The sequence below is a fragment of the Niabella terrae genome (genome assembly GCF_054783135.1).
Genome location: NZ_BAAGRD010000037.1, coordinates 21,560 through 37,788, shown reverse-complemented (window position 1 = coordinate 37,788; position 16,229 = coordinate 21,560). Strand labels below are relative to the sequence as shown.

Below are 16,229 nucleotides of genomic sequence, written 5' to 3'. Positions count from 1 at the left end.
AAATGCAGCAGCACGATAAAATAGTACCCTTTGGCTTACTCAATACCGATGACGCCCCTCACTTTTTACCAGAGGGCGACGTGGTTAATATGCGTAACCTGCGGCTGATTAATACGAAAGATGGCAAGAATGGGTATCTGGAAAACATTCATTCCACGACATTAATGCCTGAGCAGGATGAAATCCCAGAAGGCAGCATCACAGTAGCGAGGTATGAAGATCCGCAGAACAGGTTCGTGATCTGGTTCACCCACGTTCCCGGAACCTGGTCGCAGGACCGGATCAACTACTATGACCTGAAATACAAGCGCTACTGGCTGGTGGCCAAGTCCGGGATATATGATGACGATGGCGAGATAATAGGGGGGCTGAGGTTTTATACAGGCGTACACTATACGCTAAAAGTAGTCGGTACACAGCTGGTGTGGGTCTGCTATGGCATACAACCCATGAAAATTGATATCGGAGCGGCCATTAAAACCTCGAATCCGCTGGCGCCTAACAACGAAATCCCGTTTTACAAAGGGTGGAAATATGACTGGAATGCTGAGGACTCCACTGAAGTCAACCTGAGATTAATCTGTAAACCACCTGGAATCCCGCCGATCGTAACCAAGTTTACGAACCCGGATTTTCAGGGTAACAATATCGGAACTGAATCCTATCAGTTCGCCACGATGTTTCAATATTTCACAGGGGAAGAAAGTTCACTGTCCCCGTTTTCCACATCAACGCAGATAAACAGCAGGTTCGGAGAGCAGTTCAATGCGATCTCAGTAACCCTGGACCCCTACGAACGACCATTTCCGCAGGGGGTGGAATACATAAAACTGTATATCAAGGTTTTCAGTACGGACAAAATGTTCCTGCTGCATAAATGGAAGATCGCGGATATCGCGGATGACCAGACGATCACCTACGAATTTAACGGGCTGCTGCTTGGCGAAGCCCTGAGCGATGATGTAGTAAATGAACCATACCACAGCGTCCCCTTGTCAACCAGCGCAATGGAATATGCGAAGGGCAGGCTCATGCTGGGGGACAATCTGAGCGGCTATGACACCCCGACTACGACCTCACTTACTCTATCTACCAGCACAGTCGCGGTCGAAGAATCACCAACCAACGCAAGCCGGCCGCTGTATAGAATGTTTTACCGTGGTAACTGGAAGGCGGGTAAGTTGTTTGAACGGCCCAGATACTACTATTCAGGGTTGTATGTTTTCATGAAAGCCAACGAACGAATGGGCGGTGAACCCGAGGGATACTATCTTATTGCGGGTACGGAACTCCGTTACTACGAAGATTATAATGGGATACCACCCCGTTTTGCGGCAGCGCCAACATCCGTAGCGCTTACCAACCTAACTTTTAAGGGAAAGAACGCCAATGAAATAAAAGACAATACCCTGGATAAATCATTGGGGAAACTATATGAGATCAAACTGTATCCGGATTATAGTAAGCCGATTGAGATTATCGGGTTGCCGGCTGAGGAGATTACTATGCCGCCGACGGAGGCTTTTTTGCACTACAGCGACTATTCAGCGGGTGTAGTGTTCTACGACCGTTTCCTGCGTAAATGCGGCGTCGTGACGAAAGATTCCTGTAAAGTGACTACGCCTATAAGGCAGTTTAGCATCACCGAAGTAATAGGATCTGTGGACTGGGCACTGACAAACGATAACGCATATAACGAGATCCCGGAATGGGCTGAATACTATGCGCCAGTAATCAGCAAAAATAATAGGGCGCTTACCCACGTAACGGGATATGCGAGTGACATCCGCTATGCCGTACTGGGGGAAAATGGTGGATTCAAAGCGGATGACGGCCTTGAAACGGGGGATGTTGAAAATGATGATACGCCTTTCCGGGAGTTTAGCAGATTTACTGCAGGAATTGCAGTAGACGCTTCGTCTCTTGTGAATGCCGGACTGGGGTACAGCTTTACTGAGGGTGATATGGCCATCCTGCTGTTCAAGGATTCCGCTACGTCCGGCGTTACTACCTACCACCTGCCGGTAATCGGGCAGGCCGGGAAATATATCATACTGGGCGCCAAGAAACTGAAAGCCACGCTGCTTAACGTAGATGAGTGTATATACGAATTGTACACCCCGAATAAACTTGAAAATCCGGATTTCTATTACGAGACCGGACAAATGTATAAGATTATTGATCCGGGTGCTGTGACAAGGACTTATTCAGCGATGGAAGGTAAATTCCTACCAGATGGGTTCATTCTGGACCGGACAACCGGATCCGGTGCCTACCGAGGGTATGCCATGTCGCCGAACGACCTGTTTTGGAAAAAGTGGGTAACCCACCGCAGCCGGGTTAATGCGGTTATCGAGACCGGGCAGACCAGCAAGCCAAATGAGATAGCGTATAGCGACGTGTATCTGGAAGGGGCCACCGTAAATGGACTGAGCCGATTCCACGCCCTGAATTTCAAGATGCTGCCAGAAGAGCTTGGCCGGATCAGGTCGCTGACACTAACCAGCCGGGCCCAGAAAGAAGGATCTGTAATGCTGGCTATCGGGGATGTCTCGACAGCATCCGTGTATATGGGGGAAGTAGAATTGATGGATGGCCAGGGTGACGCTTTTGTGGCGAAGTCGCAGCAGGTGATAGGCACGATCAACGTGTTGCGTGGGGAGTACGGGACCGTAAATCCTGAGAGCGTGGTAGTCTTTGATGGTGCAGTTTTCTGGTTTGATTCTGTCCGGAAAGCTTTCATCCGCTATAATACGAACGGGTTATTTCCGATCTCGAAATATAAGTTTGAGCGGGGCACCTGGCTTTTAACGGAGCATATCCGCAAGCAGACTAGCTTGGGAAATATGGTACAGGTCCACGGCGGCGTGGATCCCTACTATAAAGAATACCTGGTGCAACGACGCGTCATCATACCCGAACCGCGATTCTTTTGCGAGGGTGTCGAAGCGATTAATATCAGCGCCGACCCGAGTACAGACGCACCTAACCGGGTGAAAGTGGAATGGGTTTTCAACGGTGGCAGCCGGAGTTTTGATTGGAAATATATGAACCGGGATGGCTTGGTTGTGAATGAGGGCCGGATCCTGAATGTCACATCCCCACATATTCAATACATAGAACAGCCACCGACAGATGGGGAGGATCAGTTTTACCTTGAATTTAGAGGACGGGCGAATTGCGGCGGTGGGAACTATTCCCGGTACTTCAAGCAGGAGTTTGCGTTTAGCGGTACGACAGAAACCGGGGAACCACCTGCGTGCTCGCCATTGGTTTCTGACGATCTGTTGATACCAGAAACACTTTATGTTGGTTATGGATATCATGCCGTGCTTGGTTTTTTTGGTACTGGACCAGCTACTTTGAGTAGCGTAGTTAAGCCAACGTTCCTCGATATTACGGTATCCGGTACGACAGTGTCAATTACAAGCAATACAGCGATTACATCGAGTATGCTGGGTTGGCACACGATAAGTTTTGATTTAGATAACTGTGCTTCAGAACCAGTCAGTTTTGAGAAAATTATTCAAGTTAAAACAAAACCGGAGCCGGAACCGGAGCCGGAACCAGATTTACCAGGAGGGCATCCAAAACCACCGCCAGAGTTTCCGACAGGCGGGGGTGACACAACACCATCATAATGATACAGATATACAACATATCGCCCAGTAAGGTTCTCCCTGAAACAAAGGTGGAGTTGACAGTTTCCGGACTGCTGGACGCCATGTTTCCGAAGGTGTACAACTCCGTGCCGGTGATATATCCGTTATGGAATACACTTAAAGATTTCGGGGGCAACAAGCCGGATCTGGCTATCGGCCTGTCAGAGTTCGTTGTAAAGGAATCCAGGGTCGGGCTTAAAATCACTAATCCTGCCGGGGTTGATACCACATTGCCGATGTCAGGAATATCCGGCAGTACAGGTGAGGGTATTTATACGCTGGGGTGCTATTTCTATAATTCAGAAGCTTTCACAGCAAATAGGTGGTTGTTTTCCAGCGGCGATGCTACAAACAGCATGGGGCTGCGTATTAATGTGACCTCGAATAAGCTAGAGTGGGTTGTTACCGTCTCCGGCACGACGTACACGGCCACAACCGACAACGAATTAAGAACAGGCTGGAATGCCGTACTATTAACCAGATTTGTAGAGGGCGGCAGCCAGATCGTATTGAATGGGGTTTTGACCCTGACCGAGAACGGAACCTATACGCCCGTGATTACCGGCAACCTGATCCTGGGAGCCGGATCTACGGAAGAGTTGGTTGTACGGGGGCTTTATTGCGCATCCGAAGCACCCTATGATTCTGGCGTACAGAATTATATGGCCGATAAATACCCGGCACTCAGGTTACGCAGAGGGTCGTTGGAACGGATAATTGATGGGGGATGGGTAGCCGAGATTGAGAAGTCAGCCACGGATGAAATGTTTGTAGTGACCATACCACCGGATATCATACAAGGATATAATTACACGGCAACCGTGCAGCTGGGATCTGAAGAGTCAGCGCTATTTGAACTGATAATTACTGAGATTCCACTGAGAAATGACGGATATGAGTGGGATGCCAGAAAGCATTTTGCGGGTAGGCTATTTGAAAACTTTAATGCCCTGAAGGTGGGTGACACTACCGCAGGCGGTGGCTTTTCACCGGAAAATATCAGCGTTGGTGAAGGCGAGGTCCTGGTGCTGGCTGCCAACGGCGATGCATATGCGGGTGATATTCAGGGATATGATGATCAGGCAGAACTAAAGTTTCACAGTGATTTATCGGACCCTAATTTACCGGATCCGTGGACGCATCGGGTCGGGGCTGGTCTGTCCATGAAGGAATATGTCGGGTTCGGTACTTGGCAGATGGACGCTGTACTGCCACAAAAAGAGGGTGTTGCGTTTTCGTTGTGGCTGGCAAATGAAGATTATATACGGGAATACGACCCGCGCTGGGCAGAATTTATCGCTGCTGGATTGCACTACCAGGTCGTTGGTGGTCGCAAGGTGATTGTCCGCAAGAACTTCAAGCAGCTGGATATTTTTGTAAGTGCCGGCAAATTAGCGTGGCGCTGTACAAATATGATCGGTGAGGTGGGTACGTTGGATTCGGTTGCTAGCTCAGGCGATGAAGGAGTGAGATATACCGGTGTAACGGATATACCGGCTTCCGCTGATATCAGAACCCTGAAAATTGAATGGCTACCCGGTAGCGTGAAATACAGTATCGACGACACCGTGCTTCTGCAATCCTCAAATTTCGCAGGAAGTGTAATGTCAGATTTCAATTTTGGGTTGTGGTTTCCATCCCCGCCCTTGGCTGGTGCACCCTGGTTGGTGGACCCTGCGCAGGGCTGGGCGGGTGGTATCATAGACCCAGACGATGACGGCCAGAGAGCAGATTTTGAAACTGAATATGCGCAGGTGAGCCGGGTTGTTTATACGCCGGCAGCCGGAGAGATCGTGAAAAGCGGGGAGAACAGACCGTTTTTTGGAGAGTCTGTATTTACGGAAACCTACTATGAGGGCCCGGATTTTGAGTTTGGATTTGACGAGGGATCGCTGGGCACGCTTCTGTTTTGCATGGATAACGATAGATGGCGGGGTGCAGATCTGTATGAATCGGATATGTTTTTCAGAGCCGGCAGCGGCTTATATAGCTTCCATCAGGGCAAGATCTGGATGAACAATGACGTGCAGGCCGGGTTTAATACTTTCTACGGGATTAAGTACCCCTCAACCCTGGGTATAGCGAGTTCCGGCAAGTCAAGTAAGATAAAAGCATGGCAGACAATAGCTGTCGAAGGGACGGATGCACCCATTAAAACCTACATAAAAAGCAAGAACGATGAAACCAGCACACTGGAAATTGAGGACTATGCAGAAAGGGAAGGCGTCTATTATGCCGCGATTCGCAGAGCCGGTAGCGGGGCAGAACTAGTGACCGGAGAAAGACTTCGGGGAGACTATGCGATGGTGCTATTAGAGTTTAATACAGAAGAGAAATTACAAATAAAGGCCGTTAACGTCGGGTTCCGTGAAAGCGCGGGACACGAGCAAATTTAAAAATCATGGATTTAATCATAGTAATATTAGTTAAGATGGTGTACGGTTTACCAATCGCGATTCCCATCGTGCTGGGTGCGTTGTCGTTGGCGTCAGGTGCTGCTTCAATGGTAAATAGTAAGAACCAGGCTGATATATTGCAAGACGAAAAGGACCGGATGGGGAGGCGTAAATCCGATAGTCAAATAAAAGATATGGTGTCGCTGGCTCAGACGCAACTGAATGCGCGGGCGCCGGGGATGGCACAGGCGCAACAGGGGATCCTGGGTTCCCAGGCAAATGCGGTTGGCCAGATAAACAGGAATGCGTTGGATTCTTCCCAGGCGTTGGCTATGATCGGGGCGCTACAGGGCCGCACGAACAGCGCAATATCCGGACTTGCCACACAGGATCAGCAGTATAAGTCGATGGCGTTACAGCAGCTGCAGCAGGCACTCGGATTGAAGTCCCAGGATGATGCGTCAGTGTGGGCTGATAAACTCAGAGAATATAATATGCAGGCAGCGATAACAGGAACTAAGATGGCCAATAACCTGTCTGCAGTTAATGGCGTGCTGGGAACAGCGGGGTCTATCGCGGGGCTGTATGCGCAAGAACAGATGTAAGTTTTAATTACTAAATATATTATCATGCCAGTAGGTTTAGGAGGTGCGGTTTTCGATAATGAAGGCGCCAACGGTTTACAGAGAGCGATCTCAAATATTGCAGCGATCCAGCGTGAAAACCGGGCGCAACAGCGCTATGAGCAGCGTCAGGGACTACAGTTGGCGCAACAGGCAAAGCGCGAACAGGCGAACAACCAGTTGACCATTGATCGGATGACAGACTCGGATGACTACGACCTGTCTGAGCTATACAATCCGGCCGTGACAGGTGAGTTAATGAAAGTTCGCCAGAAATACACGGACCTAAATAAAAAAGGTGACATCGATCCGTTGACGCTCCGTACTAATCTGGAAATGGATTTGACCAGAATAAGTAAGGCATCGAAGGGGTACAAGGAACTTATTGCAGCCACGAATGAGGCCAAGAAGGAGTATAAAGGCTATGGTTTTTCCGGCCGTGCAGTTGATCAGGTAGTGAAGAACTCTATTTTTTATGACGTGGATGAAAATGGTAAGAAGGTTCTAAAACCGCTGAGCCAGATAGATTTTGAATCAGCGGCTAATAATATATCCGACATTCTAGCTGAGAACTCGATGCAACTGGGCTCCGGAAGTCCAGCCAAACTTGTTAAAGCGATCCAGGGCAGGCAGCTCAGCACGGAGAGCGGCACCATCTCGGATACCAGAAAAGACAGTTCCGGTCGGAAAGTAGCGTCAACGTATCAGGGTACGGTAAGTTACGACCCCCTGATAGATACCATCAACCGAGATGCCAACGGAAACATAACCGGGGTGGGTCGCAAAATGCAACCGTTCATTGACCACGACAATAAAGAATATATTGATCCGGTAACCGGTAAAGCTGCAGCACCGGTAATCACCGCGCCTGCATACGAACTCTTTTATAATGAGACGCCAGAAGGCAAATGGTTTATTGATAACGAAGCCAAGAAATATGTGCAGCCATTGCGTGAAAAAGGCATCCAGATCGGGGCTACAGATATCGAATACGCCCGCCGTAAAGTAATGACGGACCTCATAAATAATAATGCAAATACAAAGGCGCTGACCAGAGAAAGCAATACAGTGATGGAGCCGAAGATATCAGTGAGCGTAAATACCAAGGACCCGGCAGATGCAGAGTATAAAGAGATGCGTAACGAAAAAATGCGTATGAGCATTGAGAAAGAAAAGCTTGCAGCTGAAGAAGATAGGAAAAGGCATCCGGAGAAGTATGCCAAACCGAAACCCTATAAAGAGGTAACAACGGATTCGCCCTTCCATCCGCAAAATGTAATTAAGAATCTTAATGCAGGGAAGCCGGCAACAAAACCGGCAACAAAACCGGCAACAAAAGCGAAGTCTGGCGTTGATAAAAACAAAATAAGCACTATTAAAAGCGTATTCTGATGGCTGAAGGACTAGAAAATATTGAAACCAGCGTTATCGATCCACCGTCCAAGAGTGCGAAACTCTACGACACCATGATCGAAGTAGGATTCGTACCCGAGCAGCTGGGCGGCGACAGGGAAACCTTTGTCGAGAATATGAAGGACTGGAATAAGGCAGCCGGGGTGTATGATATACTAAAGGATGTTGGATTTCAGGATAACCAGCTGGGCGGTAGCAAGGGGGCTTTCATGACCAGCGTGACTGGCCGGAAGCTGAAAGCAACCGTGAAAGTCGGGGATTTGCAAGGGGGTGCGCAGGATGTAACACCGATGGATACTGAGTTCAATCAGGGTTTTCTTAACTATAAAAAAGATTTGGATCATAACGAAGCCGCCGGCGTGCCAACAAACTACGGGAACGTACCCGGGGCGCCTTCCGTTCGCGTAGGAAATGACGAAAAGAAGATTGATCTTACCGAGAAATACGGAGAAAAAGCCGACGTCTACAGAGGTTTGGCGGAGGATACGCGCGATATGCCCGTAACGGAAAACACCGACTACGAGAAGTTGGCCGAGCTAAAAGAAAAGAATCCGGGGTTGTATAGAAGGCAGGTCGCTGCCAACACATGGCAGGGCTTGCTGGCGCAGAACATATCGAAAAACGAGAGTCCAGAAGCGGCTGCTGCCATAATCACCCGGCTGAATAATTTCAATAAGGAAACCGAGGAATCTTATGAACAGTCAAAACTCAATTCGCAGGAGATGGTTGACACCGTACATAAGTACGTCAACGATACGCAGTTGCAAAATAAGATCATTGACGCGTTGGCGGTGGACCGCCAGAAAACGTATGCGGATCAGCTAATCTTCGGGAACGACGAAGAAGTAGCAGGTAACCCGTTAGCAGGGAAGATAAACCGTAGACAAATGATTGCGTTGGACTGGATGAAAACATTCTACCCGGCACAGGCAGCGCGGATGGAGAACTACGTGACCCAGACCAAAGATGATATGCCCACCTTCGATGGTAAAGTCGGCTGGGATATGAAGGCTAAAGAACTGGAAGATATAGGCTTGCGCATGGAGCAGGGGGCTGTGAGCGAGTCACTGGACAGGGTGTTTAGGAAACCTATGGATGACTGGACCGATCAAGATAAAGCCGTTGCCGAGCATCTACTGCAGCGGCAAGGTGATATTGATGCGCAAATCCGGACACAGAAAAACAGGTACCCCGGTTGGTATAAATATGAAATAGACAGGCTTGTTCAGAATGCAGTTGGCAGCAGATACAATAACGCCCAGCAGTTTGGCATTATGGCCGGTCGTACGACTGAGAACTTACTGAGGTTGCCTGAGGATATACTTGTAAAGCTGTTTGGCTCAGATAAGGATAAAGCCGTTATGGAGTTGCGGAACCTGGGTATGGACGAGTGGCTGGATACGGCTTTAATGCACCCGGAAAGTGAGACGCCCTATCAGACCACGAGAACTGATTATGGTACGACGACGCCGGATTTACAGGATATCAAAAAAGGGGATCTGGGATATGACGAGAAGTTTGCTGCAGCCAGAAAGCTGATCTCCCAGAATTACGGGGATGTATCCGTAAAAGCTATCGATCCGAAAATGAATCTGACCGGTAAAGTATTTTTAAATTCAGTTACCGATGTTATGGGACAGGTTTTGCCCATGATGGCAGTGGCCTACTTAACAGGGGGCTCCGGCGTGGGTGCTAATATGTCTCGCGGCACGGAGATGGCTTCGCTTTTTAAAGGTACTTTTCTAACCATGTACGAACAAATGAAGTCTGCCCGCATACGTGAGGGCGTGGCTAATCCTGAAACGCGGGCAATGATTGATACGACCATAGAGGCTCTGTCAGAAATGTTTCCCGGGGATTTTACCATTATCAAAAAAATGGCCGGATCCACAACGGGGGCACTCGGTCAAATACTAAAAAAAGTTACGAAAGCGGAGTGGGATGCAGCAGTAAAAGGGGCTGGTAAACGTAGTTTAAGTAAAGTCATGGCGACGCTGGGTAAGGGCATTGTAAAAAATGAGGTAGAAGCTGGAAAGGAAGCCTTATCTGAATATGCATCCGGTAAGTTGCAGGCACTGACGGATGAACACGTATTTGGGGAAGCAGCCGACCCCACGGCTGGCAACCCGGACTTCTTGACTACGTTTATAGGCTGGCAGCCGATGGCATTCCTGGGGCTGGCTAAGAAAGGCGCCAACGTGGGTATGGACGTAAAACACCAGATCCAGCAGTACGGGGCTGACCCAGAAAAGGCTAAAGGGTATTATGAGAAATTATACAATGATGGCGAGATATCCGCAGAAGAGAGAAATCAGTGGATCGAAGTGATTGATAAAGCGTCTCAGGCAGTAAGCGCCACGCCAACAGTAAAAGTAAATGGCCGACCCTACTCTGATCGGCAGAAAGCCGTTATCGCTTATAATAACTATCTAAAACTTGACGCCGCGGATGATTTGGCATCGGATTCCCCAGCCATAAAAACGCAGGCGCAGGAGGCTGTCAAGACAGCTAATGATGAGAATGAACTGATCCACACGGGCGAGGATGATGAGAAAATACTGGCCACAGCTAAAGGCGAAACGGCGGAAGAAGCTGAAACCGACCCCCAGGTTCAGTTGGATGAGCTGACACAATATAAGCAGGAGATTGAAGAAGAGATGGTGGCGAACCCGACCGACATACAGCTGAAAAAAGACCTGGACGATGTAAATAGGCAGATAGCGGACCTGGAAGCTCAGGTAGCAAATAAGCCAACTGGGGCTAAGCCCGAGCCGGAACCTGCTGAAGTCAAGACAGAACCAGAAGCCACTGAGGTTAAGCCCGAGTCGGAACCTGCTGAAGTCAAGGCAGAGCCGGAGCCAGCACCCGTAGCCAAAAAATCTAGCCTTGTTGAGGGTATGGAAAACAGGACCGTGACAACCCAGGTCGGCGACAGAAAAGTTACAGGAACGTTATATACGACCCCAGAAGGTGAGCACGTTGTGGAAACACCCGGCGGCGACGAATACATAGTTGGTAAAAACGGCCGGCTGGACTACGAGGTAAAGGCAGCACCCAGGGAGCAGCCCCGACTTATCGATGACATGGGCGTAGTAAGGATTGGTGACGACCAGTACACGTCCCCTGTGATAAACGAACACGGGGATGGCACCCGCACAGTCACTTTGAAAGATGAAACCGGGCAGGAGAAAGTAGTTGGTGGGAACACCGCGGAGCAAATCGCTTACGAAGTGAGACTGAAAGAGCTCGATGAAATGCCAGATGCGGAAGCAGACGCCTTGCTTGCGGAGGCCACTACCAACGAGGATATCAAAAACTTAATCGATCAGCACAATGAAAAAAGAAATCAAAAAGCCAAGCGCAAAAGAGCAACTAAGAAAACTGCCGAAGGAAGCCCTGCTGAAATTGATGCAGAGCCGCAAAGGGAGCCGGAACCCCTTACCCCCGAAGAACAGGAAGAGTACGACCGAATGATTGCTGCGGAAGAAGAGAAAAAAGTGGTCGAGGAAATCATTATGGAACAACTGAAGGAAGAGGACTCCGGTGCCGTGAAAGTTATATCGCGCGATGGAAAGCCTAAAGCCTACGTTGTTACGCGCAAAAAGGATGGGAAATACTCGGTAACTTATAACGGCAGAGCTGTAGGCAACAAGAGAACTCGGGAAAAGGCTATCGCTAACTGGAAGGCTGGCGAGTCGCGTAGAGACATGAGCACCATTGCCGAGTTGAACAGGCAGCTACAGGATGAGTACGACCGTATAGACAGGGAGTATGGTCTTAAACCTCCGCAAGATGAAGTAGAGGAAGTGCTTGAAAGAGAACGGCCGGCGACTGCCGCACTGATGATGCGGGAGTTGGATGATAATGGAGCGGAATTTACTAATGCAAGAGACAACATACTTGCGTATTTTGCATCTGGGGGTAAAATGAATATCACCGACGCCGTTAGAAAGCTGTTTGGCGGGCAGGACCCTAGACTGCACATGAATGCGGGAAAACGGGTAGAAGCTGAGCGGCGCAGCCGCATTGGTCTGCATTCAGCAAGCGGTCGGGGTTTAGATGCTTTGGCACATTGGTTATACGAGAATAGACCCGTGGGCGATCAGAGCACGGATATGGACTACCGCAACGCGTTGGAAGATGTATTATTAGGGCATAACACCTATAAGAGCATGGCGGAGGAGCTGTATGATCGGCATCATACGGATATGGCCGAAGCCGAGCAGGAGTACTACCGGAGCCTGGGGTTAGAGGATTCCGTGGATGAGGTTACGGATACACTCAGTGACGCAGAATTTACTACATTTGAGGACATTGTAGAAAAGTATAGAAAGGACGACGGAAGCGTAGATTGGGTGAAATTGGAGAACGATTTTAGCGGCTTTGATCCGGATATACTTAATTTGCCGGAAGAAGCGTCAAATAAACTGGAAGATGAAATCAGAAAAAACACAGGAAAACCCACCCAAGAAGCAAAGGAATCCGAAGAAGAAACAGGAAGTACTGGAACTGATGGCGCGGATTCGCAGGTTCAATCAGAAGAAGAAAGCGTAGATGACGAACTACCCTTTGAATCCGAGATCGAGCCACACGAAACCGTGGGCGAAACCAGCCCAAAGTTCAAGGGTATCGTAGATTCTATTAAGAAACTATTCAGTAAAATTCCGGGCTTCCGGGTTGACGTATTAACGGGCAGAGCTTGGGATGCTGCGTTGAAAGAAGCGACCGGCGGAAATGTTTCCATCTTCAAAAATTCAAAAGGGATATATGGCTACCAGGGCAAGAATGGTATCGTTCTGAACGGGGCTAAGCTAAATCTCAATACACCGATTCACGAAGCGGCACACGTATTTTTAGAGTGGGCAAAGACTGAAGCGTTAGAGTTGAGAGCGGCCGGTCTAAAATTGTTTGCGGATAAAAATAATCCATATAATAAAGCCGTCCGTAAGGATCCGTTTTACCAGGCTCAAATGAAAGGTATGTCTGTTGCTAAGGCCGATGCTTTTGTAGCCGAGGAAGCGCTTGCCCGCGCAGTTGGTGATAGAGGAGAGAAGATGGTGCAAGACAGGAGTAAATTCAAAACATGGCTGAAAGATTTCTGGAACAAGGTCAAGAACGTTTTAGGTATTCCCAAATTTGAAAAATTTACATCCGCCCAGTATATGGGTCAGAAGTGGGGGAACTTTGCCGAAGCAATGGCTGCGAGAATCGTCGAAGGTGCACCCCTGAAAGTAACTACAGAGCGCTCGAAGGCACCGACTGTAAAATTTGCGGCATCGAACACTCAGCCTAATATATCACCATTCTTTTCGGAAGAAAAACAAAAGCAGATAGAGGATGCTTTTCAGAGGATTGGTGATATTTCTGAATCGCAGGCAGGAGTCGAACTGGGTAAAATGGCTAACGTCAGAAAGAAAGCGGAAGCCAAAGAAGGGTTTGTATCCAAGACATGGAACTGGTTTAGGAACCTTTCGACTCACATTGATAACCCATACAGGTACGTCACCCAGCTGCATAGAGCGATTGAGAGCTACTACGATATGCCGCACAGTAAGATGCCGCTGGGCCGGGTGATGGAGCAGGATGTCAAAGGTCCCGCTGAACTCGAGGTCTCAGAATTTTTGGAAACGGTATTACACGGATTGCGGGGTAAAAGTAAACTGGCCAGCAAGATGCCCGCCGGAGCTCAGAAATTAAAATCGTTGGCGGATGACTTTCATGCTTACGTGCTTGCGCTACGTACGGCAGACAGGTTGGCCCAGGAAGCTATGGATAAAGAAGCAGATCCGGACGCCGGCAGCAGGGCTACGGGCGCCTTGACGTTGACAACAGCGAAAGCCACTATCGAAGCCGTCCGGGATGCTGGGCTGGAAGCTGATTTCGTAGAACGCGCCAAACTGATGCAGGGATTCGCCAATCGCATACTAATAAGGCTGCGTCAGTCCGGTATTATTTCTACGGAAACGTACCGGGATATCCGCAATAAGAATGATTTTTATGCGCCATTCGCGGTTGTGCAATCAGTACAACGTGTCGCGGATACAAATGCCAAGTCACTTACTTCGGCCAACATAATCAAGAAAATAAAGGGTATCGATCCCAAGATCAAGGATACGAGTAATATCGCCCTGAACAGGCTTAAAGACTGGTTTGACAATGGCCAGATTACGCAGGACGAGTATTATAAGCTGGCGGTGGATAGTTTGGAATCCCAGTTTACGGCAGGGCAACTCTCTCAGCAGGACTACAATGACCAAATGCAGGCACTGAGCGAAGTAGGCTTCAGCATAGGAAATGTGTTCGACAGGTTTGCGAATATGATATATGATAGTTACCGGATAGCTGCGCGAAACAGTAATCTTCTGAAACTTGCAGGCTTTGTGGATCTGGCTACCGATGCAAGCGATATGTTTGGCTACACGGTGGCTAAAAACCCGATCGTGTCGAATATAAAAGTCCCTGAAGGATTCGACTCAGTTCCATACAAAGTTTTAGGAAAGCAACGGTTCTTAGTGGTTAATGAAAACGCTGCTAAAGTGCTAAAAGGGATGGATAGAATAGAGTTGAATCTTCTCATGAAAATTGCAAACTGGTTTAATAAAATCTTTCGCGCAGGTGTCATTACACTAAGTCTTGGGTTTCAGACAAAGAATATGGCCATTGATATGGTACGTAATGCTACCGTCTCTAAGTACGGAATATTTGCAGGACGTAATGCGGCAGACCGAGCGGCTAACGCCATCTTGTTTGTACCGCAATACGTGGAAGCTTTATTGATTGGCCTGTATGAACACATAGGGCGTCCGGTAGCCCGCAGTTTTGGGGTAGATGCAAAACGGACCTCGATGTACAAAGCGTTTATGCAAAGTGGTGGCTATTCGGCCGGGCTGTTTGATGACCTGTTTATTGAGAAAAAAGAAAAGCTAAAGGCCACTGACCCATCCAGCTGGCAGCGGATAAAAACCAGCGCCAGCGGCGTTATTGGTATTATGCACAAACTGGGTAGAGTTATGGAGGAATCCCATAAGATCGTTGCGATGGAGCGGGGTATGGACGCGGAAGGCATTAAAAGCATGGGGCTGACGAGCTGGAAAAAAGCACTCGGAAAGGCGAATGGACCGAAAGATATTACAGCAGCTTTAGACGCAGTAGCCTTTGAAATGCAGAACATGGCAGGGTCGCCAAACTTTGCAGCTGCTTCAACAGGCATGAAGGCTTTATCGTTGCTGTTTCAGTTTTTCTCAGCCCGGGTAAAAGGGCAGGTATCAGATCTTCGTAGGCTGGGTAATATGCTTGGGTTGACGGGTGATGGGGTTAGGTTATCGGCAGCAGATCGGGGGACGCTACTTGCACAGTTTAGCGCAATGGCAATCCCTATTGTTCTCAATGCCATAGCAAATTACGCAGATGACGACGATGAAAAGGAAATGAAGCAGAACATTACAGAATTTGATCGAAATAAGAATATTATGGTACGACTGGGTACGTTTAAGGACGAAGACGGAGTTGAACACCCGGATTATCTTAAGCTGGGGGTACGTGATATTCCTGCGCTTATAAACCACGCAGCCAACGGGGTTGTAGAATTTGTGAAACACGAGGATCCGGAAGCTTTGCAGCTAATGGTCAAAAAGATAGGAGGTGAGATAACACCCGTTGACTTAGAATTTGAAGAGCACAAGGGTCGTACATACGATAGCTACCTGAAGCAATACGAAGAGAACGCTGTTGGAGAAACATATACAACAGAGAGCTTGTTTAGCGCCACCACGCCTTTGATGAAATTACTCTATGAACGTGCTAATGATCGTAATTCCAGGTATCATAAGGACCTGATACCGGGCAAGGTGAATCGTGAATATTTAAAAGGTGATATCCCGCCGGAAGCTGTAGTGAAAACCAATAAGAAGGGAGAAGTTATTACCCCCGAGTGGGCTATCGAGGTAGCAAAATGGGTTAACAAAACAACAGGCACCAACTTCAGACCAATTATGATTGACCACCTGGAAAATACCCTGTTTGGTAATGTTATAGATAATACCCGCCGCATAGAGGGTGGAAAGTTCTTAAAGGAGAGTTATATCCGTAGCGAAAGTAAGTACCCGGTATGGGAGCAACCAGAAAAACAGAACTAA

The 16,229-nt window shown here is 48.5% G+C and carries 5 protein-coding genes; all 5 read left to right on the top strand.

Features of this window, described 5'->3' with window-relative positions; genetic code table 11:
• The first annotated feature begins 2 nt into the window (after positions 1-2).
• Genes ACYVI9_RS16055 through ACYVI9_RS16035 form a run of 5 tightly spaced genes read left to right on the top strand, consistent with a single transcriptional unit; the run spans position 3 to position 16,229 of the window.
• The gene (locus tag ACYVI9_RS16055) at positions 3-3,641 is read left to right on the top strand and encodes a hypothetical protein (protein ID WP_460766501.1); all 3,639 of its coding nucleotides are present in this window, start codon (positions 3-5) and stop codon (positions 3,639-3,641) included.
• On the top strand, positions 3,641-6,058 hold the full coding sequence (locus tag ACYVI9_RS16050; RefSeq protein ID WP_460766498.1) for a hypothetical protein: 2,418 nt from the start codon (positions 3,641-3,643) through the stop codon (positions 6,056-6,058). Before ACYVI9_RS16055 ends, ACYVI9_RS16050 begins: the two co-directional genes overlap by 1 nt.
• A gap of 35 nt (positions 6,059-6,093) precedes the next feature.
• Positions 6,094-6,663, top strand: a complete 570-nt coding sequence (locus tag ACYVI9_RS16045) for a hypothetical protein (protein WP_460766495.1) — start codon at positions 6,094-6,096, stop codon at positions 6,661-6,663.
• A gap of 24 nt (positions 6,664-6,687) precedes the next feature.
• On the top strand, positions 6,688-8,073 hold the full coding sequence (locus ACYVI9_RS16040) for a hypothetical protein (RefSeq protein WP_460766493.1): 1,386 nt from the start codon (positions 6,688-6,690) through the stop codon (positions 8,071-8,073).
• A complete protein-coding gene (locus ACYVI9_RS16035; RefSeq protein WP_460766490.1) occupies positions 8,073-16,229 on the top strand; it encodes a type IV pilus assembly protein FimV in 8,157 nt (2,718 codons plus the stop codon). Before ACYVI9_RS16040 ends, ACYVI9_RS16035 begins: the two co-directional genes overlap by 1 nt.